This is a genomic window from Zhongshania marina, from assembly GCF_002915595.1.
GTDB lineage: Bacteria > Pseudomonadota > Gammaproteobacteria > Pseudomonadales > Spongiibacteraceae > Spongiibacter > Spongiibacter marinus_B.
In genome coordinates, this window is sequence record NZ_PQGG01000003.1 from 19806 (window position 1) to 45462 (window position 25657).

27 protein-coding genes are annotated in these 25657 nt (G+C 49.8%); 16 read left to right on the plus strand and 11 right to left on the minus strand.

What is annotated here, in order from left to right; genetic code table 11:
• Positions 1-2 precede the first annotated feature (2 nt).
• The gene (locus C0068_RS00735; protein ID WP_103682585.1) at positions 3-1265 is read left to right on the plus strand and encodes an inorganic phosphate transporter; all 1263 of its coding nucleotides are present in this window, start codon (positions 3-5) and stop codon (positions 1263-1265) included.
• Between the two features lie 101 nt (positions 1266-1366).
• A complete protein-coding gene (argE, locus tag C0068_RS00740) occupies positions 1367-2527 on the plus strand; it encodes an acetylornithine deacetylase (RefSeq protein WP_103682586.1) in 1161 nt (386 codons plus the stop codon).
• Between the two features lie 34 nt (positions 2528-2561).
• On the opposite strand, the gene C0068_RS00745 is transcribed toward argE, so the two are convergent.
• Positions 2562-3602 carry an AraC family transcriptional regulator gene (locus C0068_RS00745; protein ID WP_103682587.1) on the minus strand — a complete coding sequence of 347 codons (1041 nt, stop codon included), beginning with the start codon at positions 3600-3602 and terminating at the stop codon, positions 2562-2564.
• Positions 3603-3769: 167 nt separating this feature from the next.
• On the opposite strand from C0068_RS00745, the gene C0068_RS00750 reads away from it, so the two are divergent.
• From C0068_RS00750 to C0068_RS00760, 3 genes are all read left to right on the plus strand, one after another.
• Positions 3770-5383 (plus strand): GMC family oxidoreductase, encoded by a 1614-nt coding sequence (locus C0068_RS00750; protein ID WP_103682588.1) that lies wholly within the window; start codon positions 3770-3772, stop codon positions 5381-5383.
• Between the two features lie 45 nt (positions 5384-5428).
• Complete coding sequence (locus tag C0068_RS00755; RefSeq protein ID WP_103682589.1) at positions 5429-7924, plus strand: TonB-dependent receptor; 2496 nt, start codon at positions 5429-5431, stop codon at positions 7922-7924.
• 268 nt (positions 7925-8192) lie between these two features.
• Positions 8193-8801: a histidine phosphatase family protein gene (locus C0068_RS00760; protein WP_158249885.1), complete on the plus strand. Its 609-nt coding sequence runs from the start codon at positions 8193-8195 to the stop codon at positions 8799-8801.
• On the opposite strand, the gene C0068_RS00765 is transcribed toward C0068_RS00760, so the two are convergent.
• The 3 genes from C0068_RS00765 to C0068_RS00775 are packed head-to-tail and all read right to left on the minus strand — an operon-like array spanning position 8791 to position 9861.
• Complete coding sequence (locus tag C0068_RS00765; protein ID WP_103682591.1) at positions 8791-9108, minus strand: hypothetical protein; 318 nt, start codon at positions 9106-9108, stop codon at positions 8791-8793. The two genes, C0068_RS00760 and C0068_RS00765, sit on opposite strands and share 11 nt — an antisense overlap.
• Before the next feature lie 2 nt (positions 9109-9110).
• Positions 9111-9557, minus strand: a complete 447-nt coding sequence (locus C0068_RS00770) for a hypothetical protein (RefSeq protein ID WP_103682592.1) — start codon at positions 9555-9557, stop codon at positions 9111-9113.
• Between the two features lie 10 nt (positions 9558-9567).
• Positions 9568-9861, minus strand: coding sequence for a DUF883 family protein (locus C0068_RS00775; RefSeq protein ID WP_103682593.1), 294 nt, complete (start codon positions 9859-9861; stop codon positions 9568-9570).
• Positions 9862-10020: 159 nt separating this feature from the next.
• Here C0068_RS00775 and C0068_RS00780 point away from each other — a divergent pair, with 159 nt between their 5' ends.
• The 3 genes from C0068_RS00780 to C0068_RS00790 are packed head-to-tail and all read left to right on the plus strand — an operon-like array spanning position 10021 to position 11062.
• A complete protein-coding gene (locus C0068_RS00780) occupies positions 10021-10197 on the plus strand; it encodes a DUF1328 domain-containing protein (protein ID WP_103682594.1) in 177 nt (58 codons plus the stop codon).
• A 55-nt stretch (positions 10198-10252) separates the two neighbouring features.
• Positions 10253-10453 carry a CsbD family protein gene (locus C0068_RS00785; protein WP_103682595.1) on the plus strand — a complete coding sequence of 67 codons (201 nt, stop codon included), beginning with the start codon at positions 10253-10255 and terminating at the stop codon, positions 10451-10453.
• A gap of 51 nt (positions 10454-10504) precedes the next feature.
• Positions 10505-11062 carry a BON domain-containing protein gene (locus tag C0068_RS00790; RefSeq protein WP_103682596.1) on the plus strand — a complete coding sequence of 186 codons (558 nt, stop codon included), beginning with the start codon at positions 10505-10507 and terminating at the stop codon, positions 11060-11062.
• Between the two features lie 89 nt (positions 11063-11151).
• Here C0068_RS00790 and rpmG read toward each other — a convergent pair whose 3' ends face one another.
• The 3 genes from rpmG to radC form a co-directional block, all read right to left on the minus strand.
• Positions 11152-11322 (minus strand): 50S ribosomal protein L33, encoded by a 171-nt coding sequence (rpmG, locus tag C0068_RS00795; RefSeq protein WP_008252729.1) that lies wholly within the window; start codon positions 11320-11322, stop codon positions 11152-11154.
• A gap of 11 nt (positions 11323-11333) precedes the next feature.
• Positions 11334-11570, minus strand: a complete 237-nt coding sequence (gene rpmB, locus C0068_RS00800; protein ID WP_103682597.1) for a 50S ribosomal protein L28 — start codon at positions 11568-11570, stop codon at positions 11334-11336.
• A gap of 196 nt (positions 11571-11766) precedes the next feature.
• Positions 11767-12441: a RadC family protein gene (gene radC, locus C0068_RS00805; protein WP_103682598.1), complete on the minus strand. Its 675-nt coding sequence runs from the start codon at positions 12439-12441 to the stop codon at positions 11767-11769.
• A gap of 126 nt (positions 12442-12567) precedes the next feature.
• On the opposite strand from radC, the gene coaBC reads away from it, so the two are divergent.
• The 4 genes from coaBC (at position 12568) to slmA (ending at position 17898) form a co-directional block, all read left to right on the plus strand.
• A complete protein-coding gene (gene coaBC / locus C0068_RS00810) occupies positions 12568-13773 on the plus strand; it encodes a bifunctional phosphopantothenoylcysteine decarboxylase/phosphopantothenate--cysteine ligase CoaBC (protein ID WP_103682599.1) in 1206 nt (401 codons plus the stop codon).
• 90 nt (positions 13774-13863) lie between these two features.
• Positions 13864-16299, plus strand: a complete 2436-nt coding sequence (locus tag C0068_RS00815) for a phosphomannomutase/phosphoglucomutase (protein ID WP_103682600.1) — start codon at positions 13864-13866, stop codon at positions 16297-16299.
• A 42-nt stretch (positions 16300-16341) separates the two neighbouring features.
• A complete protein-coding gene (gene argB / locus C0068_RS00820) occupies positions 16342-17253 on the plus strand; it encodes an acetylglutamate kinase (RefSeq protein ID WP_103682601.1) in 912 nt (303 codons plus the stop codon).
• Between the two features lie 60 nt (positions 17254-17313).
• Complete coding sequence (gene slmA, locus C0068_RS00825; RefSeq protein ID WP_103682602.1) at positions 17314-17898, plus strand: nucleoid occlusion factor SlmA; 585 nt, start codon at positions 17314-17316, stop codon at positions 17896-17898.
• Positions 17899-17900: 2 nt separating this feature from the next.
• On the opposite strand, the gene C0068_RS00830 is transcribed toward slmA, so the two are convergent.
• Both C0068_RS00830 and pyrE read right to left on the minus strand, forming a co-directional pair.
• Complete coding sequence (locus C0068_RS00830; protein WP_146047812.1) at positions 17901-18554, minus strand: hypothetical protein; 654 nt, start codon at positions 18552-18554, stop codon at positions 17901-17903.
• Between the two features lie 41 nt (positions 18555-18595).
• Positions 18596-19243: an orotate phosphoribosyltransferase gene (gene pyrE / locus C0068_RS00835; RefSeq protein WP_199176075.1), complete on the minus strand. Its 648-nt coding sequence runs from the start codon at positions 19241-19243 to the stop codon at positions 18596-18598.
• Between the two features lie 342 nt (positions 19244-19585).
• Here pyrE and C0068_RS00840 point away from each other — a divergent pair, with 342 nt between their 5' ends.
• Positions 19586-20368, plus strand: a complete 783-nt coding sequence (locus C0068_RS00840) for an exodeoxyribonuclease III (RefSeq protein WP_103682605.1) — start codon at positions 19586-19588, stop codon at positions 20366-20368.
• A 127-nt stretch (positions 20369-20495) separates the two neighbouring features.
• Here C0068_RS00840 and rph read toward each other — a convergent pair whose 3' ends face one another.
• Complete coding sequence (rph, locus tag C0068_RS00845) at positions 20496-21221, minus strand: ribonuclease PH (RefSeq protein ID WP_103682606.1); 726 nt, start codon at positions 21219-21221, stop codon at positions 20496-20498.
• A gap of 172 nt (positions 21222-21393) precedes the next feature.
• Here rph and C0068_RS00850 point away from each other — a divergent pair, with 172 nt between their 5' ends.
• The 3 genes from C0068_RS00850 (at position 21394) to C0068_RS00860 (ending at position 24014) form a co-directional block, all read left to right on the plus strand.
• The gene (locus C0068_RS00850) at positions 21394-22245 is read left to right on the plus strand and encodes a YicC/YloC family endoribonuclease (RefSeq protein ID WP_103682678.1); all 852 of its coding nucleotides are present in this window, start codon (positions 21394-21396) and stop codon (positions 22243-22245) included.
• Positions 22246-22448: 203 nt separating this feature from the next.
• Positions 22449-22763, plus strand: coding sequence for a helix-turn-helix domain-containing protein (locus C0068_RS00855; protein ID WP_103682607.1), 315 nt, complete (start codon positions 22449-22451; stop codon positions 22761-22763).
• 9 nt (positions 22764-22772) lie between these two features.
• The gene (locus C0068_RS00860; RefSeq protein WP_199176072.1) at positions 22773-24014 is read left to right on the plus strand and encodes a type II toxin-antitoxin system HipA family toxin; all 1242 of its coding nucleotides are present in this window, start codon (positions 22773-22775) and stop codon (positions 24012-24014) included.
• Positions 24015-24603: 589 nt separating this feature from the next.
• Here C0068_RS00860 and C0068_RS00865 read toward each other — a convergent pair.
• Positions 24604-25638, minus strand: a complete 1035-nt coding sequence (locus tag C0068_RS00865) for a virulence RhuM family protein (RefSeq protein ID WP_103682608.1) — start codon at positions 25636-25638, stop codon at positions 24604-24606.
• Positions 25639-25657: the final 19 nt, after the last annotated feature.

Here is a 25657-nt window from a genome sequence, read left to right on the forward strand (position 1 = left end):
ACATGTCAATTATTGCTGAACACGGGCAGTTATTGCTGATTTTAGCTTGTTTATTCGGCTTCTTCATGGCCTGGGGTGTCGGTGCAAACGACGTTGCCAATGCGATGGGTACGTCTGTTGGTGCCAAGGCCCTCACCATTAAACAAGCGATTTTGATCGCAATGCTGTTCGAATTCTGCGGCGCCTACCTCGCTGGTGGCGAAGTTACTGAAACCATTCGAAAAGGCATTATCGACCCCGCCTTTGTAGCAGGAAACCCCGACCTCTTAGTGTTTGGGATGCTCTCATCCCTGCTCGCCGCAGGAGTATGGCTGTTTGTCGCCAGTCTCATGGGCTGGCCAGTATCAACCACCCATTCTATTGTTGGTGCGCTGGTGGGCTTTGCCGCCGTTGGCATCAGCGCCGATGCCGTTGAGTGGGGCAAGGTGGGCCAGATTGTTGCTAGCTGGGTGGTGTCGCCGGTGCTGGCCGGCACCATCTCCTTTGGCTTGTTTTTAAGTGCTCAGCGCTTAATCCTTAATGCCTCAGACCCATTCGCCGCCGCAAAAAAATACATCCCCTACTACTTATTTTTAGTCGGCTTCATGATCTCGATGGTCACCATGACCAAGGGTTTAAAGCATGTTGGCCTAGGGCTCGACTTCAATGAGTGCATCATGTACTCCTTTGTGGTCGGCATTATCGTGTCATTGATTGGCCAGCTATTTATGCGTGGCATCAAAGACACCCCAGCAAACGCGAGCACGTCTCGCTTTGCCGGTGTTGAACGCATGTTTGCCGTCTTGATGGTTTTCACGGCCTGCGCTATGGCCTTCGCCCACGGCTCAAACGATGTCGCCAATGCCATCGGCCCCGTCGCCGCCATCGTTAGCGTCATTCAATCTGGTGGCGAAATTGGTGCAAAATCCTCACTGCCGCCGTGGATTCTATTGGTCGGCGCGGGCGGTATTGTCTTTGGTTTGGCTACTTACGGTTTTAAAGTTATTGCCACCGTTGGTACCAAAATAACTGAATTAACGCCTAGCCGTGGCTTTGCAGCGGAACTGGGCGCGGCTTCTACGGTGGTTATTGCGTCAGCGACTGGGCTTCCTATTTCTACTACCCATACACTGGTAGGGGCGGTATTAGGTGTTGGTTTGGCACGCGGTATTGCAGCGCTAAACTTGAGCGTTATTCGCAATATCTTTATGTCGTGGATAATTACTCTGCCAGCCGGCGCGGGACTGGCAATATTGTTCTTCTTTATTTTAAAAGCACTATTCTAGCCCCGTCTCTTTAAGCCTTCACCAGCGCAAACAAAGCCACTGGCTTTGTTTGCGCGACTCGCTACAATGGCCTGTTACCTAGCAATATACGCGGACTCATCGTGGCAAAATCAGCAAACACCCCCAGCGTTCTGTCGATGATGACAGCACTCGTTAAACTCCCCTCGGTCAGCTCAACACTCCCCAGCTGCGATATGGGCAATATTCGCGTTATCGAGCAACTGGCCACATGGCTAGAACCGCTGGGTTTTAGTATCCACATTCAGCCCATAGCCGGCCATAAAGACAAAGCCAATTTAATTGCCACCCTCGGCAGCGGCAGCGGCGGCCTCGTGCTCGCCGGCCACACAGACACGGTGCCGTTTAACGAATCCCTATGGAATAGCGATCCCTTTACCCTCACCGAACTCGACAACAAACTATACGGACTTGGCAGCACCGATATGAAAGGCTTCTTCGCCATTGCCATCGAAGCATTAAAACCGTTTCTAGACCAAACCCTAAAAGCGCCCCTTATCATTCTGGCCACCGCCGACGAAGAAAGCAGCATGGACGGCGCACGCTCATTAGTGCAATCCGATCTGTCTGGCGCTCGCTACGCGGTGGTGGGCGAACCAACCGGCCTAAAACCCATGCGCGCCCACAAGGGCATAGTGATGAAAGGCATCACCATCAAAGGTCGCTCAGGCCATTCGTCCAACCCCCTGCTAGGCAATAATGCATTGGACGCCATGCACGAGGTCATGACCGGCCTGATGCAATTACGCCAGGAACTTGCGCAAAAATATCAGCACCCCGGCTTCTCAATCCCCACCCCAACGATGAACTTTGGATGCATCCACGGCGGTGACAATCCCAACCGCATTTGCGGTCAATGCGAACTACACTTCGATATTCGCACCACACCGGGAATGAACAATGAGGAGTTAGACACCCTGATACAAAACATCCTCAGCCCTGTCGCCGAGCGCCGTGCCATCAATATTGGCTTACGCGCTTTAATGCCGGGCTTAGCCGCCTATGAAGAACCCGCGAATTCAGAAATTGTCACTCTCGTTGAACAACTCACCGGACAAGCAGCAGGCACCGTCGCCTTTGCAACGGAAGCCCCCTTCTTTCAACAGTTAGGCATGCAAACAATCGTGATGGGGCCTGGCTCCATAGACCAAGCTCACCAGCCAGACGAGTTTATGGCGCTAGATCAAATCCAGCCGACTATTGATGTATTACAGCAGATGATTAAGCGCTTTTGTGTAAACTAAGCATTTAGATAATATTTATCATTGCCTAGCCAACTCAGCCATGGGCCGCTATTCGCAGCCTATAATCCGTTGGCGAACACTCGAACCAGCGTTTAAATACTCGGCAAAATCCTGCGGTATTAGCGAATCCCAATAAAAACGAAATCTCGGTAATACTGTAGGCTGTACTGCTCAGGTATTTGCTAGCCAATTCTTTGCGCGCCTTATCAAGCAATTGTTGGTAGCTGGTGTTTTGCTGCTGCAACTTGCCCTGCAATTTACGGGAGCTCATATTTAGGCGCGAGGCCAGCCTATCGACACTCAATTCACCATTGGGCAATTCATTTAGTATTTGACGGTAAAGTTCGTCCTCAAAAGCCGGCGACATATTTTTGATAAATGACTCGGTGATTTGATCATGCTGCTTGGCCAGCGACTCATTCGCATACCTAACGGGTCGATCCAAATCCGCAATGCGATACATAAGCGCCTCGCGCGGCTTGCCAAACGCTATCGGGCAGCGGAAGGCATTCTCATATGGCTTGCTATCTTTTGGCTGGGGCTCGCATAGCTCAACACCAATAGGGTTGAGGTCGGCATCCTCAGTGATTTCCCGCATCATGCTTACCACACCAAAGGTGAAGGCATTGATGGCGGCAAAAGGCAGCAAGCGAATATCGTGAATATCGCGATCAACATTCACCTCAAAACGGCAGTTATCCCCGACAAAACTCATTTCGATGTAACCCGAGTCCGAAATAATCGCACTGTGGCGCTGAAATCGCTGCAGGGCATCACCGACGGTTTTGCTTACCAAGATGGCCATGCCCAGAGCATGAAAGCTGTGTGCTTTCACATAGCCACCGAGCTGAATACTGAAACTCTCGGTGCCGGTTGCCGCTATCGCCAAGGGGTATAAATGCCGGAGTTTGATATCGGGAATACGGGTATCAGGGGCTATAGCGTCTTCATAGTCTAAATCTACCTGCTCAAATAGCGGACGCGGATCGATATTCGCATCCTTTAGACATTCGCTAAGAATACGACCCCAAGTACCGGTAGTCGTTTGTGTCCCAGGCAACCATGGCTTGCTCATTGACGGCGTTGGCTCTTTATAATTTTGCGTAAAAGGATAACAAGTCTGCGCTGAATGAAAAACGTCGGCATGATTTAAACTCTATTATTCTCACTCAAAAAGCTGGTTAGCGTCTTCATTTCGCATAAATACCCGCCAGCACATAATAATTTGGGGAGAGATTCAACATGCCGTTCGAAACCTTCGACTACATTATAGTCGGTGCTGGCAGTGCTGGCTGTACCTTGGCTAATCGCCTAAGCGAAAGCGGCAAATACAGTGTGTGCCTGATAGAGGCCGGCGGCAATGGCAATAGCCCCATCGTCAAAGCGCCTGCGGCCTTGGTGTTGATGATGCGTTCAAAAATCAATAACTGGGCGCTCCAAACTACCCCTCAAGCGGGTTTAAATGGCCGTCGCGGCTACCAACCCCGCGGCAAATGCCTAGGCGGTTCCAGCGCCATCAATGCCATGCTGTATGTGCGCGGCCACCGCAACGACTACGACGCTTGGGCGGCGCTAGGCAATAAAGGTTGGGGCTACGACGACGTACTACCCTACTTTATCCGCTCTGAGTGCAATGAAAGCTTTGGTCACGACCAAGAGTTTCACGGTAATGCCGGCCCGCTAAACGTAGCCGACTTGGCCTGCCCTAGCCCGCTTAACGAGGCCTTTATTCGCTCTGCTCAAGAACAGGGTCTTCCCCATAACCCCGACTACAATGGCAAAGAGCAACACGGCTGCTTTCAGTATCAGGTCACCCAAAAGAATGGCGAACGCTGGGGCGCCGCCGCTGCTTACTTGCGCCCAGCTATGAGTCGATCCAATGTTAAGGTCGTCACCAATGCGCCATTCAACAAAATCATATTCGAAGGTCAGCGTGCCGTCGGCCTGAGCTACTTTCAGGGCGAGCAAACTCAAGAAGTGCGCGCTCGGCGAGAAGTCATAATCAGTGCCGGCACCTTTGGCTCTCCACAGCTTTTGATGCTATCTGGCATTGGCCCAGCAGAAACCCTGCAAAAACATGGCATTCAAGTACAAAAGCACCTCGCCGGTGTAGGCCAAAATCTGCAGGACCACATCGATTACACCGTTGCCTATAAAACCAATTACAACCGCGACACCTTCGGTATTTCTCTGCGCGGCTCAGCCCGAGTAGCGGCGGGCGCAGCACAGTGGGCAAGCAAACGGGAAGGAATTATCACCACCCCCTATGCAGAAGCCGGTGCCTTTGTGTACTCAGAAGAAAATCTAAGCGAACCCGATTTACAAATGGTCTTTGTCGTCGCCGTCGTTGATGACCACGGCCGAAAAATGCATTTAGGTCATGGCTATAGCTGCCACATCGAAGTACTACGCCCCAAAAGCCGAGGCGAAGTCAGCCTGAACTCCGCCCATGCCCTAGACCCACCGCGTATTGATCCGCAATTTTTGAGTGAACGCGACGATATCGAACGCCTTGTAAAAGGCGCCAAATTTCAATCTAAAATATTGGAGTCGGAACACTTCGCAAAATACCAACCGAAGTTAATTTATCCCGTGGACTGGCGGGATGATGCCGCGATCGAAGCCGACATCCGCAACCGCGCCGACACCCAATACCACCCCACCAGTACCTGCAAGATGGGGCCAGACAGCGACCCAATGGCGGTAGTCGATAACACCCTGAAAGTGCGTGGTGTTGAAGGTCTGCGCGTAGTAGACGCCTCTATTATGCCCAACATCATCGGCGGCAACACCAATGCCCCCACAATAATGATTGCAGAAAAAGCAGCCGACATGATTCTGCAATCAGCCCAATAGAATTTTAAAAAAAACTATATTTTCCATACAGCCTGGAGCAAAAAAATGAACCATCTAATAACAAAAAAGCCATTTAAAAAATTAGGCCTTCTGCTAGCAATAAGCAGCGCTTACGCACCCAGCAGCTATTCCCAAGTATTAGAGGAAGTGTTGGTTACCGCCCAACGCCGAGCGGAAAGCGTCCAAGATACACCAGTGGCCATTACCGGCTTAGCAGATAGCGCTCTAGATAAACTAGGCTTTGAAAACGCCAACGATATTTCTGCACAAGTCCCCAATATGCAGGTGAGCGGGCCCTATGGTGAGGTGCAGCCGATATTTGCAATACGCGGTGTGAGCATGTCTGACTACAGCTCTAACCAAGCCAGCCCCATTGGAGTCTATGTAGACGAAGCCTATTTAGGCGCGGTGTTTACCCACGGCACCAGCTTTTTCGACGTAGAACGTCTAGAGGTATTGCGCGGCCCACAAGGCACTTTATACGGAAAAAACACCACAGGCGGTGCTATAAATATCATTACAAAAACCCCAATGATTGGCGACCCACTGGAAGGAAAAATTAAAGCTGGCGTTGGCAATTTCGGCATGACTAATTTTGAGGGCGCAATTGCGAACACCTTGATTGACGAAAAGCTAGCGGGGCGATTCGCGTTTAAAATTAAGGAAAATGACGGTGTTCAAGAAAACTTAGGTGCCGGTGAAGATCGCGGCATGCTCGGCTTTAGCGCTGCTCGTATGTCTTTAAATTGGCAAATCACCGATGCCTTAAACGGGGTTTTCAAATTTACCCACGCCAAAAACAGAGGCAATATGAAAGTGCCTCGCGCCGAAGCTCGCACCGATGTCCGAGGATTAGAAGCGGTAAAATTACCCACCAACCCCTACGATTCTAACGGTTATATCGATTACACCGGCTATGACCGCAGCGCACGTAATCTTGACTGGAACCAAGTAGAAGACAATACCGGCCATAGAAACCGCAATGATTTCGACATGGATCTATTTATCGGCACATTAAATTACGAAGCAGAAAAATACTCGCTCATATCGGTCACCTCGTTTTACGACACCCAGTTAGATAAATTCACGAATGACGATGGCGGCCCGACCCGACTACTCGAAATTGACTGGTATACCGCGAGCCGTTCCTTCTCGCAAGATTTCCGCTTTGTCTCTAACTTCGACGATAATTTCCAAATTATCGGCGGCCTATATTACGGTCTCGAAGAATTAGAAATGCATAATATTTACGAGTTATTTGGTGATCTTTTAGACCCCCGCGCAGCGATCGCCAAACCCGACTTAGCAGGACAAGCACCCTTCGTGCTTGATTTTGGCGCCGTCGATCAACGCCAAGATACCGAAAAAGAAACGCTTGCGGCCTACACCCAGATGCGCTTCGATATTTCGCCTAAATTCGGCATTGATGTTGGTCTGCGCTACACCCAAGACACCAACCGCCTGACCTACATCAACGTTTCCCGAGTCGGCCTAGACGGCACGCCCCGAGGCACCTTCTTGCCCGGCAACACCACGGGCTACGATCAAGCCTTTGTTCCCGTATTTCTACCACCCATTGTTAGCGGTGACCCGAATGCCATTATCAGCTTCCTCACCAACCCGACGAGCTACCTCACCCAATTAACCGCCTACGGCTTACCCGGCTATACCGAGGGACCATACACACTGGAAAGCGGGCCCAAGCAGAAATCTACCGAACAAGAGTGGACGGGAAAAATCGGCGCAGATTACCGCTTCAGTGATGAGTGGATGGTTTATGCCAACTACAGCAAAGGCTATCGCGCCGGCGCTTTTAACAGCGGCATTTACTATGAGGCTCGCCCCTTAGATTCGTCCTACGCGGCACCTGAGTATATCGACGCATATGAGATCGGCTTCAAAGCAGACTTACTCGACAACAGCCTCCGCATCAATGCCGCGGCTTTTATGTATGAGTACACCGACCAACAATTTATTAATGTGGTGGGAATATCTAACTTCCTAGAAAACGCAGGCGCCTCAGAAATTATTGGTGCCGAAGCTGAAATTTGGTGGCGCGCCTCTGAACGCCTCACCATCCAACTTGGTGTTGGTATATTAGAAACCGAGTACACCGACCTAGAGCTTCGCGATACCAGCACTCTGGCAGACCTTGATGACACGATAAAACTAGATGGCAACGAGTTGATCTCGGCACCACCGCTTAATGTGAGTATTTCTGCAGACTACGACATTTACACCGGCGACAGCGGCTACCTCTCGCTCAATCTAAATGCCAACTATCAAGATGAGCAGTGGTTTAGTGCTTACAACGACGCAGCCGGTTACGAGCAGGGCCGCGAAGACGCCTACACCATCTACAACGCAAGACTGGGATGGTACGACAACGACGGGCGCTACCAAATCGCCCTCTGGGGTAAAAACATTACAGACGAGGAATACAAAACCTATAGCATTAATTTACAAGCGAGTTTTGGTATCGATTACTACATGATCGGCGACCCAATGATGTACGGACTCGAAGCGACATATAATTTCTAAATATACTCGCATCCAGGCTTTGGGGCGTATGCGCCCCCTTTTTGCGTCTTTGTAGATTGAATCTATTCCGAGAACAGCAATATTTTCACAGCTAAAATTAGAGCCCACCCGCCAGCGTGCCCAAGCATTTCTGCTTTGGTGCGCCTTCCTCAAATCACCTTTTACCCCACAGTCATGGCAAGCCACGCTTGCTTCACTTACTATAAGGCAATTATTCACCGCACAACGATGTTCGTGCTGCCTTATAAATAAAATGGTTTGTGAAAAAATGATGCAAGGAAAAATCTACTTTGTTCGCCACGGACAAACTTACGCCAATATCGACAAAGTATGGCACGGCCAAACCGACACTGAATTAACACCAGAAGGTTATGAACAAACACGCAAGCTAGGCGCCTATTTTAGTCACTACACCACACCAAGTGTTATATACAGCAGCCCACTACAGCGCGCCCGCATTACCGCTGAGGCTATCGGCCAAAGTTTTAATCTTGCGGTTATTCAAGATCCACGTTTAATGGAATTTGACCTAGGTGATTGGGAAGGAAAGACCTTTAAATCATTGAGTAGTGCGGGGAATAACACTCTTCACGAGTTAGTCCACAACCCAGATTTCTGTAGCCCTAATGGTGAATCACAAAATGTCGTAAAAGCCCGAATGCTTGCGGCAATTAATGAAATTAACGAGAAGCACCAAAATGAGAACGTGGTAATTGTTTCTCACGGCGTCGCAATTAGTATTGCACTGGCCCATTTTATCGACGACGACACTACCCAATGGCCAAAATACAGCAAAGGCAATACCGCATTTTCAGAACTTTGCTTGAACAGCAGGCAACTTCTTCGCTTTAATCAAAGCGACCACCTCACCGCATAATCTTTGCATTCAATAAGCGGCTTATTTGGCGATCTAAAACATCAACAATAATCTGATGCCAAAATGGCTTTTGATCGCCCAACTCCTCGCGCTGCTCATTACCAGAAGCGCCACGCTGCTGCCTACAATGTGAAAATAAGACGACGGCTATACACATACCGCCAAAGACATACTCCGGCCTCGCAAGGTCATTCACTAGCTGATCGCGATACAGTTCACTTCGACGCCGGAGCATTTCCTTATCATGAAGCTGCTGCGCTTTCTTGCGTTTAATAGCATCTAGTAACTGTGCCTCTGCACTGGCCATAGTTAATGCCCCTTCACTGGCTTATTGCTCTCTTCACCAGGTCGTTCTATCAAGGACGATGGTGCGAAAGCCCGAATACATCGGCGCAAGGATCGCCAGCACCACCACCCCAAAGTCAAACTTGCAAAACTGGCTAACAACATTCCCGATGCAAGCGACAAACCCGCTTGCATCAACATACCAACCAATGCCGTAAGCACACTAAACCACCCCGCCAGCAGGAGCATAAATACTGCTAGGCTTAACACCAATATTTTACAAACTAGCAATATCCAGCGCTGGCCATGCAATTCAGCCAGCGTTAAATATCCGGCCAAATAATCACGATACGAACTCAATAGACTCGCCATCGAATCATCACTTGATTGCAAAGGCGACTCTTGCTGGGCGGCCGTCTCTTTCAGTATAGCGTCCGCCAACAATCTATCTTTCTCTCGTACCGTACTCATATGCAATCAACTATTTACGGAATAAAAAGGCGAGCACCGCACCCAGTAAAAAAGCAATACCGATGCTTTTTGTTGGGTTCTCACGGGTGTAGTCGCCCACCGCCGAAGTAACCGCCTCAGAGCGCGACTTAGCCGACTTTGCAAGCTTATCTGCGTGCTCTCGCAACTCATTTGCCAATTCGATTAATCGCTCTTCACTAGTGCCCGCCACTGCTGCCGCACGATCAACTGCTTCATGAATTTTTTCAGCTGCGCCATCAACTTTAGCATGCGCCTTATCACTATTTACTGCTGCATTCGCCATATCATCTCTCCTATTAATTAACAAACTACTAAATATAGGCCGTCACTGTGTGGACAATACATCTAAGACAAAGTTTGAATTTATAAAAAAAACATACTTTGAACTTAATTTCTAATCGATGTCAGAACTATCACTGCAACAAAAAACAAGGAAATTATTATGCTGGGATGGTCACTTGTATTTTTTCTTGTCGCCATAGCCTCTGCGGCACTTGGCTTTGGCGGTATAGCAGGAACAGCAGCCGGTATTGCTAAAATTTTATTCTTTATATTTTTAGCGCTGCTCGTTATTTCTTTATTAATGCAAATTTTGCGAGGCAAGCCACCACGGCTTTAATTGCAATTTCACCACGCCTAAAAAGGCAAACATTCGTTATCACGAGGAGTATCTTATGAATCAGGATATCGCAGAAGGTAAATGGAAGCAGTTAAAAGGTCAGATCAAGGAAAAATGGGCTGACCTAACCGACGATGACATTGATTACGCTCAAGCTAATAACGAACGATTTATTGGCGTCATACAAGAACGCTATGGATTAGCAAAGGATGAAGCTAAAAAACAATTTGAAGAACTTAAAAAGAAAGTTTCTTAAAATTATTTTTAAATAGAAAGATTTTTATCTATAAAATTCATGGAGAAGAATATGACTATTAAAAAAACGCTAGCAAGCGCCATTGTGCTTTCATCAATCAGCATCACCCCTGTACTGGCCAACGACTGGCAAGGCAAAACAAATGATGCGTGGCTAGACGGCAAGATAGAAACCGCCTTAATGCTAAACAGTGAGTTAAATAATTTCACTATAGACACCGACGTTAAGCAGTCCAAGGTCACCCTCAAGGGAACAGTGAATAGCGAAATTGAAAAAGATTTGGCGGGGCAAATTGCCGAGAACGTCGACGGCGTTAATTCTGTAGACAATCAATTAAAGGTCGATAAAAACTACAGCAGCAAAGCCGAAGAAACTGGCAAAAAATTTAGCCGCACTTGGCATGACATAAGCACCACTGCAGGCATAAATATAAAGTACGCTGCCAATGATGACATTGAGGCTACCAGCATCGATGTAGACACCAAGAATGGTGTCGTGGTGCTAAGCGGTACGGTTAAAAGTGATACCGCTCACGACTTAGCCATTGAGATTGCCAAAGGCTTTGATCACGTCAATGACGTAAAAGACAATCTCACAGTCGTTAATTAATCTGAGCTGCGAGATTTTTCACCTAAAATCAGCAGGCATAAAAAAACCGCGCATTGCGCGGTTTTTTTATGGAAGCACGAAACCAAGAATTACTTGATTTTAGCTTCTTTGTACATCACGTGCTTACGTACCACTGGATCGTATTTTGAGAATTCAAATTTATCCGGAGTGTTACGCTTGTTTTTAGTGGTCGTGTAGAAGTGACCAGTACCCGCACTAGAAACCAAACGGATTTTATCGCTTGCGCCTTTCTTAGCCATGACCAGTCTCCTTAGAATTTTTCGCCACGGGCAGTAAGATCTGCTAACACAGACTCAATACCTTTTTTGTCGATGATACGCATGCCTTTGCTAGAAACACGCAAAGTAACAAAACGCTTTTCTGCTTCAACCCAAAAACGATGGCTGTGCAGGTTTGGCAAAAAACGGCGACGAGTGCGGTTTTTTGCGTGTGATACATTGTTTCCGGTTACCGGACGCTTGCCAGTAACTTGACATACTCTAGACATGATAGTCGCCTCTTCAACCTTTATCCGTATAACGGTGCAAAAGGTTTTATAAAATCAGGTTCAAACTGGGCCGCCGCGTGCTTCTGACAATACTCGGGTGCCCTGAGAAATTGTGGCATCCCGGACACAGCCCAAATGGAGCGCGACTTTATACCAGAACGTAGAACAGCAAGCAAGTTTTGTCTTAAATTTTTACTTAGATCAAACCCCGCTCTGCGAGGGAAATCACCTCAGGCCCCGCCACCACACAATGGTCTAATAAGCGCATATCAAGCAGAGCCAACGCATCGCGAATACGGCGGGTAATCCGAATATCAGCATCACTTGGCTCGGCAACGCCGGAGGGATGATTGTGCGCCACAATCAGTGCCGCTGCGTGCAATTCAAGCGCCCGCCGTGCGATTTCTCGGGGGTAAACCGCAGCGCCGTCAATGGTACCGTAAAATAGCGGTTCATAGCAGAGCAATTGATGCTGATTGTCGAGATACAAGACGGCAAACACCTCCCGCACCTCTTGGCGCAGCTGTGCCAACAAGAATTGTCGTGTCGACGCCGCACTGCTAAACACCGGTCGCTGCTGCAGCTCCTCCGCCAAATAGCGGCGAGACATTTCGACCACGGCCTGCAGCTGCACGAATTTAGCATCGCCAAGACCATGAGATGCGCAAAAGCGCTCGCGACTGGCGGCCATCAACGCTGCGAGGCCGCCGTGCTCATGCAATAGCTCGCGGGCTAAATCCACCGCCGATTTGCCGGTGACGCCCGTGCGCAGAAAAATCGCCAACAGCTCCGCGTCCGCCAGTGCTGCCGCGCCGCGCTGCAGCAACTTTTCCCTTGGCCGCTCATCCGCCGGCCAGTCAGTAATTGCCATAACACCCTCCTTGGTGAGCATGGAATACCCGAGTCCATTCAATTTCATGCTATCGGGCGGCGCGGTAGTCGGCGGCCTCGATAAGCTTCATAATAGCGCCATACAGGGCAATAGCGACATGGCAATATGAAACAACTTAGCAACCGGCATATTCTTCTTGGCGTCACCGGCGGCATTGCAGCTTACAAAAGTGCGGAGCTAATACGGCGCTTAAAAGATCACGGCGCAGAGGTACGAGTCGTCATGACTGCGGCTGCCATGGAGTTTATTACGCCCCTCACCCTTCAGGCGCTGTCTGGCAACCCTGTTCACACCACACTACTTGATCCAGAGGCAGAGGCAGGCATGGGCCATATTGAACTGGCGCGCTGGGCAGACCTTATTTTAGTCGCCCCCGCCAGCGCTGACTTTATGGCGAGGCTTGCCAACGGCCGAGGCGACGATTTGCTCACCACGCTGTGTTTAGCCACCGCCGCGCCGGTCGCACTGGCACCAGCTATGAACCAAGGTATGTGGCGCGACGCCGCAACCCAAGCCAATGCCGCCACCCTCGCCAGTCGCAAAATTGCACTCTTTGGTCCCGCCGCCGGCGAACAGGCCTGTGGCGACGTAGGTCCTGGCCGCATGCTAGAGGCTGAAGAACTCGCCGCACACGCCGCCGGCATCTTTAACTCCCGCAGCTTAGATGGCGTGCACCTCACTATTACCGCTGGCCCCACCCGCGAAGCCATCGACCCTGTGCGCTATATCAGCAACCATAGCTCGGGGAAAATGGGCTATGCACTTGCCGCCGCAGCAGCAGACGCCGGCGCAATAGTGACACTGATCAGCGGCCCCACCAATCTGCCCTGCCCTGAGCGCGTTACACGGGTAGACACCATCAGCGCCCAAGACATGTTCGACGCCACCATGGGCACCCTAGACAATTGCCAGCTTTTTATTGGCTGCGCCGCCGTAGCCGACTATCGCCCTAGCAGTATTGCGGAGCAAAAGATCAAAAAAGACAACGACAGCATGCACATTGAATTAGTGCGCAATCCTGACATTGTCAGCACCGTTGCCAAGCACAGCAAGCGCCCCATCACCGTCGGTTTTGCCGCAGAAACCCAAGATTTACTGCACTACGCAAGGGGCAAATTAGAGCGCAAGAATCTCGACCTGATCATCGCCAATGACGTTTCCAATACCGCCATTGGGTTTAATGCCAATGACAACGCCGTTACCGCGATATGGAAGGACGGCGACTGCCAAATCCCACAAATGGGTAAAAGCCAGCTCGCAGCCCAATTGATTAGCCTAATCGCCGAAAAATTCTTTACCGCGAAAAACTAGACAGACTGCGCCAGCGCTACCATTATGACGTTACTTGGATCGCAACATTAGAATAAAACCACCGCCCGCAAGGATCAGATAACTGCTGCAATGAAAAAAAATGCGCCCACTGCCAAGACCAACACCCGCAACCGCGTCCCTCGATTTTCCGCACATCAGCGCGACATCCTCATCTCGGCACTGGCCTGTATCGGCATGGTATTCGGCGCATTTTATTGGATACAACACGTCGAAGAACCCCGCGCGCTAAACCAGCGGATAGACACCGTCACCTCAAATATTGCCGACCACCAACGAGGCATTGTGCGCGATGTTATCGACCAGCTGGGCGACAGAGTCAACAAGCAAACCAGCAACCCCGAACTACTCACCGCCCTTGAACAAGGCAGTATCAGTGACGACAGCCTGTTTGCGCAAAGCCTGAGACGCGCCTTCCCCGAAGCCCTCGACACCAAAATCATTTATATCGGCAAACAAGGTATTGCCGACGAGCGCAGCGAAACCCAGCGGCTGCGCAACAATATCGAAATCGATATGCTGCGCAAAAGCATAGAGAAAAAAGGCCTAGTGATTGAAGCCTACAAACACGACAAGCAATGGCTAATCTCCTTTGTAGGCACCGCTAGCAAACACGGCGCGGTATACGTCACCTTCAATGCCCAATACTTTGAAAGAATGCTAAAAAGTCTAGCCGGCAACGCGGTCAGCATAGAACTGATTCAAACCTACAAGACCCGCCGTGACAGCGTTATTAAGCCCTCCGCAATCAGCTACCCAGAAGCCATGCAGAGTCGCCCCCTGCCTGTGCCAGGCTGGACCCTGCAGGTATACCCACAAGACATTACCGTGCAAAGCCTCAGCTCAGACAGCACCCTGCTGTGGCTGATCTGCGTCCTTTGCGTTGCCCTCATTGCCGCCAGCCACGCTATTTTCTTTGTGCGCAGCTACCAAATTCCAGCAGCACCCAAGGCGAGCCCTAAAGCGCCAGCACCCAAAACACCCGAAACCCCGAGTCTTGAGCAAGCACTTGCCAAAAAGCTCGCGGCCAGCCGCCAAGGTAATTTTGCAAAGCGCGACAACTTTCCAGCACCAGACAGCGCACCACCGCTACCCGAACTTAACGATCCAGAAACCAAATCATCAAGCAAGGCCCCAAGCCTCGCCATTAACTGTTTTCGTGCCTACGATATTCGCGGCATTGCCGACACCGAGCTAAACGACAACACCTGCTTTGCCATTGGTCGCGCAGTGGGCAGCGAAGCCCTCAGCCGCGGCCAAACAAAGCTGCTACTAGGCCGAGATGGCCGCTTGAGCAGCTCTCGTATTCACGACGCTTTAATAAAAGGCCTACTCAGCACCGGCATTGATGTCACCGACCTCGGCCTACTCGCTACACCAATGCTTCACTACGCCTGCCAAGACCTCAATATTGGCAATGCCATTATGATCACCGGCAGCCACAACCCCGGCCACTACAATGGCATGAAAATTAGCTTGGAATTTAAATCGCTGAGCTCACGGGACATCCAAGCACTGCGCCACCGCATTGACGCCCAGGAATTTGAAACCGGAAAAGGCCGCCTCGACAGCGACAGCATAGAACAGCGCTATATCGATCGCGTCATCAGCGACGTTGTCATCGCCCAAACCCTAAAAATCGTCATTGATGCCGGCAATGGCGCAACATCAAACATCGCCCCCGCGCTATTTGAAGAATTAGGCTGCGAAGTCATCCCCTTATTTTGCGAAGTCGATGGTAACTTCCCCAATCACGCCCCCGACCCAACCGTCGAGGAGAATTTAAGCGCCCTCAAAGCCGCCGTGGCAGAACACAGCGCAGATATCGGCATCGCCTTCGACGGCGATGGTGATCGCGTCGCCGTCGTCACCGCAGAGGGCCGCAGCCCCGCCGCAGACCAATTGTTGATGGTACTCGCCACCGACATGGTCGCACGCAATCCCGGTGCTGAAATTCTCTTCGACATAAAGTGCTCTCGACTCCTCTCTGAGCTAATCGTAGATGCCGGCGGCCGCCCCACCATGTGGAAATGCGGCCACTCCTTTATGAAACAGAAAATGGCCGACACCGGCGCGCTGTTGGGCGGCGAGTTTTCTGGCCATATTTTTTACAAGGAGCGCTGGTACGGATTCGACGACGGCATGTACACCGCTGCCCGCCTGCTGGAAATTCTCACCCTGTCCGGCCGCACTATGGATGAAGCCCTAGACAGCCAGCGCACCTTAATTAGCAGCCCAGAAATTTTGATTCCCGTTGCCGATGAGCGTAAATTCGCCCTTGTTGAAACCTTTGCCGAAAACCAAAATTTCGCCGACGCCGCGCTGATAAATATCGACGGCCTACGGGTTGAGTTTCGCCAAGGCTGGGGTCTAATTCGCGCCTCGAATACCGGCCCCGCAATAACCATGCGTTTTGAAGCCGAAAGTGAGGCCTCACTCGCAAGGATTCAAAATGACTTTAAGGATTTGCTGCTAAGGATTGATCCAACGCTGGCAGATAGTCTTTAATAGGCGTCCTTTTTTCAGCCACCGACTTTACGAGAATTCATCATGTCTATGAGTCGCTCCGCCGCAGGCGATGTCGCCCGCGTACTTACCGAAGCCCTTCCCTACATCCAGCGCTTCACGAATAAAACTATCGTGGTCAAATTCGGCGGCAACGCCATGATCGACGACAAGCTGAAAGAGCAGTTCGCCCGCGATATCGTGCTTATGAAACTAGTTGGCATGAACCCGATAGTCGTACACGGCGGCGGCCCGCAAATTGGCGACCTACTAAAGCGCCTGGCCATCGAATCTCACTTTGTTGACGGCATGCGCGTCACCGACACCGCAACAATGGACGTGGTAGAAATGGTACTCGGCGGCTCTGTTAACAAAGAAATTGTATCGCTGCTCAACCGCAATGGCGGCAAAGCTATTGGCTTAACCGGTAAAGATGGCCAATTAATTCGCGCCAAAAAACTTAAAGTCACCCAGCGCACACCCGACCTAGCAAAAACTGAAATTATTGATATCGGTCACGTCGGTGAAGTCGAAAAGATCAATACCGAAGTTCTAGATATGCTGGTAAACAGCGACTTTATTCCCGTTATTGCACCGATTGGCGTGGGGCCAGATGGCGCCTCATACAATATCAATGCCGACTTGGTCGCAGGAAAGGTCGCAGAAGTTTTAAAAGCAGAAAAGCTGATGCTGCTTACCAATATTGAAGGCTTGATGGATAAATCTGGCAAAGTCTTAACCGGACTAAGCACAGAGCAAGTCAATGCCTTAATCGAAGACGGCACAATTTACGGCGGCATGCTGCCCAAAATTGGCTGCGCACTCGACGCCGTTAATGCCGGCGTAACCAGCGCGCATATTATCGACGGTCGTGTTCCCCATGCGGTGCTGCTAGAAATCTTCACCGACACTGGCGTGGGCACCCTCATAACCAATAGCCAGAAATTACTCGCTTAAGTTTGTCGACAATATTTTACACAGCGAGGGCCCCGCGCCCGCTAAGGTCAGCTACACCCTATGAACAAACGTCCCTCACGACGCGAAGAAATTTTACAAGCCCTCGCCACCATGCTGGAAACCCAACCGGGCACGCGCATTACCACCGCCAAACTGGCCGCCGAAGTCGGCGTGTCAGAGGCGGCGCTGTACCGACACTTTCCCAGCAAGGCAAAAATGTTTGAAGGTCTCATTGAGTTTGTAGAAGACGCCATCTTCAGTCGCGTCAACTTGATTTTGAAAGAGGAAAGCCAAAGCATCGCGCAAATCGGTCACATTTTGCAGCTATTACTTGGCTTTACCGAGCGCAACCCCGGCATTACTCGTATTTTCAACGGCGACGCCCTTGCCGGCGAAAACGAACGCCTGCGCAACCGTGTCGTGCAGTTTTACGACCGTCTAGAAACTCAGCTAAAAACTATATTGCGAGAGGCAGAATTACGGGAAGGTTTGCGCACGGTCATCACAGTAAATAGCACCGCTAATTTATTGCTATCTGCCGCCGAAGGCCGCATCGGGCAATTTGTGCGCAGTGATTTTAAACGCCAGCCCACCGAACACTGGGACGAGCAATGGCAGCAGCTCAGCGCCGCGATTTTCCGCTAGCGCTACTTATTGTGGGGAGCGTAGTACTGCATACGCTTTTCGACCTGCTCTTGCAGATGGGCAAAGCGCGCTTTGTCGCGCTCATAATTATTCGCCACACTATCCAGCTCCAACGTCCTGCTGTTTATGTGCTGCTCGGTGGTTGTTACTTCTCGCCGCAAAGAGGCTAGCGTTTCCATCAGCGCCTCTGGCACATCTTGACCACGACGCTCTAACTCCGCCGCCTCACTCTGGTTCTTTAGTATTTGCTGCTTAATCGTCGACAAATTACTTTTTAGAATAGAAATTCTAACTTTGATGTCATTCAGCGCCCGCACCTTCGCAACCTCAATATCTTGAACGCTGCTATAACGGAGCAATAGAGATTCGTCCCATTTGCGGGTCTTAGCATCTGCCTCAGCTCTGGCTGCGGCAACCTCAAGTTCCAAGGCGCGCGCCTTTAATTCAGCCTCGCTAAGCCGCGGAGGAACCGTCTTTACCACCGAACCATCAATACGAATAACATCGTAGCCGCGCGGCACCGCGTCAGGTGGCACGCTGCTGTCGATAACCACCGTGCCGTTGGTGCTCGGGTAACGGTAATAGAGGGTTTCCGCCAATAAGGGCGCCCCTACTAACATTAACATTACCGACAAAAACCAAGGACTCGCAGTCACAATCTTTCCTATTCTCAAACGCATAAATGCTTTATAGGGTCTTATACCTCAACACCATAGCGATCTCGATACGCATTAATACGCGCCACCAATGCCTCATCGCTCGCGGCAGTAGACAAGTAATCGACGATATCATTCAAACCAACAATACTAATAACCGCAAGCGACGCATCCTGCTCCAGCTCTTGAATCGCTGAGCGCTCACCCTGACCGCGCTCTTGACGATCTAGGCCAATAGCAACGCCGGCAACGCTGGCACCCGCCTGCTCAATCATTGAAATAGCTTCGCGAATTGCCGTGCCGGCGGTAATTACGTCATCAATTATGAGTACCTTACCCTGCAATGCCGCACCAACAATGCTGCCGCCCTCACCGTGGTCTTTCTTTTCTTTGCGGTTGTAAGCATAGGGAATATCGCGCTGATGATGATCCGCCAAGGCACACGCTGTAGCCGCCGCCAACGGAATGCCCTTATATGCTGGGCCAAATAAAACATCAAACTCCACCCCAGACGCAACGATGGCATCTGCGTAGCAACGGGCCAAAGCCGCCAGCGCCCCACCACTGCTAAAGCGGCCTGCGTTAAAAAAATAAGGGCTAACGCGGCCCGACTTCAACGTATATTCGCCAAAACAAAGCGCCTCGCTGGCGATAGCTTGTTGAATAAATTGCTGCTGGTATTTCTGAATGCTCATCCGCACCCTCTAAAAAATTGGCTAAGTGGTAGTGGCGCCATTTTACGCGGCCACCTTGGCTGGCTACTAGCGAAAACCATAGAATTGGCGACAAATGCACGTAAATGTCATGATCTACTGTAGGCGTCGACGGTAATTACAGAGTTTTTTAGTAGATATTAACCGCTGTGATTGTTGTCGTTAGGGTTTCATTGTAGTCTAAGCCCCTGTTTATATCTAAAATCCAGAACAAGCTGATTTTATAGTATTTAACCATCTTAGTCTGGCGCGCCCAGCCACTAAGACTGCACACCCTTTAGCCACACCACTGGCTATGATCGACGCGATAGGAAACACATGAGAATCATCAGCTTTTGCGCTGACAGCATAGTAGATGCCGCCAAAAAAGGCTTTTTTGACTGGGTCACTAAACAAGACGCGGACATAATCTGCATTCAAAACCTTGGTATCGCCGAATACAAACTTCGCGACGACGTGTACTTTCCCCGCGATTACAACCCTTACTTCTTCGATGCCGCCGACGGTAAACACAATGGCGTTGCGATTTATTGCCGCCAGCTTCCCAAAGCCATCATGACCGGCTTGGGCTTTTTAGACTTCGACATGGACGGCCTCTACATTCAGGCCGATTTTGACAATATCAGTATTGGCAGTTTGCTCGCACCCACCGCAGATGAGGGTGACAACGCCGGCCTAATCCGCAAAAACCAATTTTTTGAGCAGTATTTAAACCACTTGACCAAAGTCCGCAACAAACGTCGCGACTTCATCATTTGTGGAAACTGGAATATTGCCCATCGCGCCATCGACATCCAAGACGTGCGCGGCAATCACGGCAAACCGGGTAGCTTGGCAGAAGAACAACAGTGGCTGGATCGCTTATTCCGTGAACAGCATTACGCAGACGCCTTCCGCTTAGTGAATAACGACGCTGACGAGTTCAGCTGGTGGCCAGATGGCGAGCGCGGCAGCAACGGCTGGCGGGTAGATATGCAAGTAACCTCGGAGCATATGACCCCTCGGGTAGAATACGGCGCAATTTACAAAGTTCAGGAATTTGGCAAACACGCGCCGCTGATCATGGACTACGACTTTGAACTACCAGAGAGCCCGTTTTAAGCCAGCTTGATGCTGAACGGGAGACGGGAGAGGCAAGGCCACGATCCTCGATGGCTCCCTAACTTACCTCTCCCGCGTTAGCGTTACACCTCTGGACTCCGGAATCTTTAGCGTCCCCTCTCTCCCGTCAAGCCTTCAGCGCCTCCTTCTGCGCGGCGACCAGCTCAGCAATTCCCTTTTCAGCCAAATCCATCATTGCATTCATTTCAGCACGGCTAAAGGTCGCCCCCTCAGCGGTGCCCTGAACCTCAATAACGCCCTGCTTGTCGTCCATCACCACATTCATATCGGTTTCAGCAGTCGAATCTTCGGCATAATCCAGATCTAACACCGGCACGCCCTGATACACCCCAACCGAAATCGCCGCAACCTGTTGCAGCAAAGGATTGCCTTCAATTAAACCCTTGGCCTGCAAGCTCGCCACCGCATCCGCCAATGCAACATAGGCTCCGGTGATAGACGCGGTACGGGTGCCACCATCAGCCTGAATCACGTCGCAATCCAAATAGATGGTGTTTTCACCCAGCATGTTTAAATCGATTGCCGCCCGCAAAGAACGACCGATTAAGCGCTGAATTTCTTGGGTGCGACCACTCTGCTTGCCCCGCGCCGCTTCACGATCCATGCGGCTACCCGTCGAGCGTGGCAACATACCGTACTCCGCAGTCACCCAGCCCTGCCCCTTGCCACGCAAAAACCCAGGTACACTGTTTTGCACCGAGGCAGTACAAATAACCTTGGTATTGCCCATCTCGATCAGAACCGAGCCCTCGGCATGACAAGTAAAATTTCGGGTAATGCGCAAAGCGCGCTTTTCATCGTATGCGCGTTCGCTCGGACGGACTACAGTCATATTGCTCTCCTTTGTGTAAGCCCATAGTATACCTCTCTCAAGCAAGTGCAGGCGACGAATAGCAAAGCGAGTAATGCCCGCCGCACGCAATGCTTACCTTCAGCGAGGGTTTACGCTTACACTGACCATCTACACATTAGCACCACAGGGGAATCCTTTGACCACCAGCAGCATGACCGCCTTTGCCCATCAACGTTTTGAATACCCTTGGGGCAGTGTCACGTGGGAACTACGTTCTGTTAACCACCGCTACCTAGAACTGTCATTTAAACTACCGGAGAGCTGGCGCCAATTAGAACCCAGCCTGCGCGACGCCCTGCGCAGCAAACTCCAGCGCGGCAAAGTAGAATGCGCACTCCGCGTGCAGCAACAAAATCAACAACAAGCACTGCAACTCAACGACGCACTTGCCAATCAAATACTAGACGCCGCTAACGGCCTAAAAGCGCACATCGCCCATACCGCCCCCGTCAATATCCTAGAACTACTGCGCTGGCCCGGCGTACTCGAACCACAAACCCTAGACAACGACACCCTAAGCAAACAGCTTTTAGAAGGATTCAACACCGCGCTAGACGAACACATTGCCACCCGCCAGCGTGAAGGCGATGCACTCGCCCAACTCATTGAGCAACGCCTAGCGAGCATCAGCGACATCGTCACCGACATTCGCAGCAAAATGCCCAGCATCGTCACCGCACAGCGCGACAAACTTCAACAGCGCCTCGCCGAACTCCAAGTCGAACTCGACCCCAGCAGACTAGAAACAGAAATTGCACTCATCGCCCAAAAGGCCGACGTAGACGAAGAACTCGACCGCCTAGACACCCACGTAAAAGAAGTGCGGCGCGTACTAAAAAAGGGCGGCGCCAGCGGCCGACGCCTCGACTTCTTCATGCAAGAACTCAACCGCGAAGCCAACACCCTGTCATCGAAGGCAGTCGTTGCAGAAAGCACGCAGGCAGCGGTGGAACTGAAGGTGCTGATAGAACAGATGCGGGAGCAGATCCAGAATATTGAGTAGTTTTTTACAGCCAAGGATGGCGTACTACAACAAATGAAGCATGAGGCAAAGCGTAAAAGTGAAACTATAGACTCTTTATTCATCAATAAATGAAAATATAGTTTCACTTAAGCTTGACTGATGATCAAACTTCCACTTTACTAAAAGCAAAAAGTGAAGCTATACTTTCACTATTTAGATATTTGAGAAATTATAGTTTCACTATGAATGCCATCAAACCAACATCAAAGCGCACCGCTGTCGTTTTTCCAAAGCACAAAAAGGTGTTAAGCATCTTAGGTGAGAACTTAACTCTAGCAATGAAGCGACGCGGCATTACCCAAGAAATGATGCATAGTCGAACAGGGCTGTCTAAACCAACGCTACGAAAAATCCTAAAGGGTGATCCTTCCGTTTCACTTGGCCACTATGTCAACGTATTGGCCTCCCTAGGTCTCTTGGAAGACCTAACCAAAGTCGCCTTTGATGACGAGCTAGGAAGAAAGCTGCAAGACATCCAATTGCTGAACAAAAAATAAGAGCGTCGCATGATGGAAATCTACGTTTATGCTGATTGGACTGAATCAAGTGACCCTATATTAGTTGGTACATTACGGTCGTCAGAAATTAGAGGCAAAGAACATTTCAGCTTTAGTTATGACAAAACATGGCTAACCTCCGATTATATTCGCCAGATTGACCCTTCTTTAAAGCTATTCGTTGGCGAACAACATGCGCAGGACGATAAGAATTTCAAAACTTTTCTCGACTCATGCCCTGATCGTTGGGGTCGACTGTTGATGCAACGCAGAGAAGTGGCGGTTGCTATACAAGAAAATCGGCGAGCAAAAAGCCTATACGAGACGGATTACTTACTAGGCGTTCACGATTCATTTCGCATGGGGGCACTGCGCTTTCGTACATCGCCAACTGGTCCATTTTTAGACGATAACCATGAGCTCTCAGCGCCCGCAATAACCAGCTTACCTGAGCTACAACATGCCGCCAATAAAATCGAAGAAACTCCGGATTTGGATAATCCAGATTATCTGAAATGGCTCAATATGCTGATCTCACCGGGCTCATCACTAGGTGGAGCCAGGCCAAAGGCGTCAATTAGAAATCACGATAACAGTTTGTGGTTAGCCAAGTTTCCTAGTCGTCACGATGATTACAATATTGGCTTATGGGAGTTCATTGTTTATCAAATGGCCATAGAGTCTGGCATCGAAATGGCTGAATCAAAAGTTGATGCCATTAGCAGACACCATATTTTTTTAACAAAAAGGTTCGACCGTACCGAAACAGGAAAGCGGCTACACTTCAGCTCTGCAATGACTCAACTAGAGTACTTTGATGGTCAGGATGATGGAGCAAGTTACTTAGAGCTAGCTGAATTTCTGATCCAACACGGCTCGAATACTCAGGCAGATCTTGAACAACTTTGGACCAGAATACTGTTTAATATCATGGTATCCAATTGTGATGATCATCTTAGAAATCACGGGTTCATTCTGGAGTCGACTGGTTGGCGACTATCTCCCGCCTACGATATCAACCCTATGTTATACGCTACTGGTCTACACCTAAATATAGATGACGTAAGCAACGCGCTTTCGATTGACTTGGCATTGGACGTTGCAGAGTATTTTCACGTTACCGAAAGTAAAGCCAAGGCCATCCACCAAAGATTGTTAAAAGCCGTTTCACAATGGGAAAGCCTTGCCCAACAAGCGGGCATCCGCAAAGAAGAAAGAGAACTATTGAGGGACTGCTTTATACTCAACTAGAACGCAATAACACTTTTATGCGCGTAAAAGCGTGAAATGCAAATTGAATACTCGTCCATGCGTTTTACTGAACGGGGAGATGCAGTGGCCTGAGGCCTGCACAAAGTTACTTATAGGTCTCAGTCTGTAGGCCTTGATGCCTGCCATTCGACACTCTGGCTTATCATGCTTGGAAACCATAGTACCCATATTGAACTTATTTTTATGAAATAAGACACTATGATATCCATTTTAGGTTAGGCCAGTTTTCTGCCGACTCATAACTATCGCATAATACAAGCGAAAGAATGGCCATGCTATGTCGACAGAAATCGTGATCGATAAAGCCTTTCAAAACTACTACTTTTGAATCTTAAAAGCAGCGCAAAAAACGGCACTGTTTTTCCGTACTCATAACCAAGAAGCACCACTATGATTTGGTAAAACCCGTAGGCAGGTGGTGGGCGAACAGGCATTTTTGAACGGTTTCTTTTCGATAAGCTATTGAGTTTGTTAGGGCTTGGTTACGTCAATGTAGCAGATTCAGAATATTGAGTAGTTTTTACAGCCAAGGATGGCTGGTATTTTTGCTGAAGTCGTTTTAAGACGTCTATTTATCCTTTTTTAGTATCGCCTTAAGTGCTGCTATGTTTGTCTTCTCGCCTTCGGCTTCTTTTAAGCGGCGACGCTGCTCTGCAAAATTCTCAAATTCCAATTTTGCTTTTTCATCCGCTGCTTTTTTGGAGATTTTTCCAGCTCCACTCAGAACATCCCGATCGTTAAAATTCAAGAATTGATCCAGCTTATCAGCCCAGTCTTGTAAAAATACCTGCTTTCGACGCAGTGCTTGGTCTTCGGCAAAATCGAGCCACATATTCACAATGCGGTTTAGCTCTTTAATTTCATCTTCCCGCAGGTAATTTTTTGCGACGGTGACATCGGTCTTGCGTACCTCATCGCCTTTGTAGCTGGTAAGGCCAGCATCTGGTTTGCTGGCATCCACACGACTAGCAATAAGCTCCGCAGCCGTCATATGCGTGCAGGCATAATGCAGCTTGTTCTGGATTGTTTGAAAGAAGCGGTTTGTATCTTGGTTAGATGGCTCGTAATCAGCGGCCATAGTAAATATCTCTTTAACCCGCAAATAAACACGCCGTTCACTGGCTCGAATATCGCGAATACGTTCCAGCATTTCATCAAAGTAATCTGGGACAGCAGAATGGCCGACCGGCGGGTTTTTCAGGCGTTCGTCATCCATGGCAAAACCTTTGATAAGATATTCTTTTAATATCCCAGTTGCCCATTGCCTAAACTGTGTACCGCGCTGTGAACGAACCCTATAGCCCACCGCCAAAATGGCATCAAGATTGTAGTGATCAATCTCGCGAGAGACTTGCCGAGTACCTTCTAATCGAACTATCCGGAATTTCCGGATGGTTGAATTTTGTACAAGCTCGCCTTCATTAAAGATGTTAATCAAGTGCTCATTAATTGTACGAACATCTTTTCCATAAAGCTCTGCCATCACAGCTTGAGATAACCACAATGTATCGAACTCAAAGCGACACTCAACGCGAGCTTCACCATCAGCGCTAGTGAAAAGAAGAAACTCTCCCTGTGGAGCCTGCGGGGTATTATCTGTCATTCAGTTAACCTTTTGCGTA

Coding starts and splice junctions, on each gene's coding strand:
- C0068_RS00735 (WP_103682585.1), top strand. CDS start 3: ATGTCAATTATTGCTGAACACGGGCAGTTATTGCTGATTTTAGCTTGT.
- C0068_RS00745 (WP_103682587.1), bottom strand. CDS start 3,602: ATGAGCAAGCCATGGTTGCCTGGGACACAAACGACTACCGGTACTTGG.
- C0068_RS00750 (WP_103682588.1), top strand. CDS start 3,770: ATGCCGTTCGAAACCTTCGACTACATTATAGTCGGTGCTGGCAGTGCT.
- C0068_RS00755 (WP_103682589.1), top strand. CDS start 5,429: ATGAACCATCTAATAACAAAAAAGCCATTTAAAAAATTAGGCCTTCTG.
- C0068_RS00760 (WP_158249885.1), top strand. CDS start 8,193: ATGATGCAAGGAAAAATCTACTTTGTTCGCCACGGACAAACTTACGCC.
- C0068_RS00765 (WP_103682591.1), bottom strand. CDS start 9,108: ATGGCCAGTGCAGAGGCACAGTTACTAGATGCTATTAAACGCAAGAAA.
- C0068_RS00770 (WP_103682592.1), bottom strand. CDS start 9,557: ATGAGTACGGTACGAGAGAAAGATAGATTGTTGGCGGACGCTATACTG.
- C0068_RS00775 (WP_103682593.1), bottom strand. CDS start 9,861: ATGGCGAATGCAGCAGTAAATAGTGATAAGGCGCATGCTAAAGTTGAT.
- C0068_RS00780 (WP_103682594.1), top strand. CDS start 10,021: ATGCTGGGATGGTCACTTGTATTTTTTCTTGTCGCCATAGCCTCTGCG.
- C0068_RS00785 (WP_103682595.1), top strand. CDS start 10,253: ATGAATCAGGATATCGCAGAAGGTAAATGGAAGCAGTTAAAAGGTCAG.
- C0068_RS00790 (WP_103682596.1), top strand. CDS start 10,505: ATGACTATTAAAAAAACGCTAGCAAGCGCCATTGTGCTTTCATCAATC.
- rpmG (WP_008252729.1), bottom strand. CDS start 11,322: ATGGCTAAGAAAGGCGCAAGCGATAAAATCCGTTTGGTTTCTAGTGCG.
- rpmB (WP_103682597.1), bottom strand. CDS start 11,570: ATGTCTAGAGTATGTCAAGTTACTGGCAAGCGTCCGGTAACCGGAAAC.
- radC (WP_103682598.1), bottom strand. CDS start 12,441: ATGGCAATTACTGACTGGCCGGCGGATGAGCGGCCAAGGGAAAAGTTG.
- coaBC (WP_103682599.1), top strand. CDS start 12,568: ATGAAACAACTTAGCAACCGGCATATTCTTCTTGGCGTCACCGGCGGC.
- C0068_RS00815 (WP_103682600.1), top strand. CDS start 13,864: ATGAAAAAAAATGCGCCCACTGCCAAGACCAACACCCGCAACCGCGTC.
- argB (WP_103682601.1), top strand. CDS start 16,342: ATGTCTATGAGTCGCTCCGCCGCAGGCGATGTCGCCCGCGTACTTACC.
- slmA (WP_103682602.1), top strand. CDS start 17,314: ATGAACAAACGTCCCTCACGACGCGAAGAAATTTTACAAGCCCTCGCC.
- C0068_RS00840 (WP_103682605.1), top strand. CDS start 19,586: ATGAGAATCATCAGCTTTTGCGCTGACAGCATAGTAGATGCCGCCAAA.
- rph (WP_103682606.1), bottom strand. CDS start 21,221: ATGACTGTAGTCCGTCCGAGCGAACGCGCATACGATGAAAAGCGCGCT.
- C0068_RS00850 (WP_103682678.1), top strand. CDS start 21,394: ATGACCGCCTTTGCCCATCAACGTTTTGAATACCCTTGGGGCAGTGTC.
- C0068_RS00855 (WP_103682607.1), top strand. CDS start 22,449: ATGAATGCCATCAAACCAACATCAAAGCGCACCGCTGTCGTTTTTCCA.
- C0068_RS00860 (WP_199176072.1), top strand. CDS start 22,773: ATGATGGAAATCTACGTTTATGCTGATTGGACTGAATCAAGTGACCCT.
- C0068_RS00865 (WP_103682608.1), bottom strand. CDS start 25,638: ATGACAGATAATACCCCGCAGGCTCCACAGGGAGAGTTTCTTCTTTTC.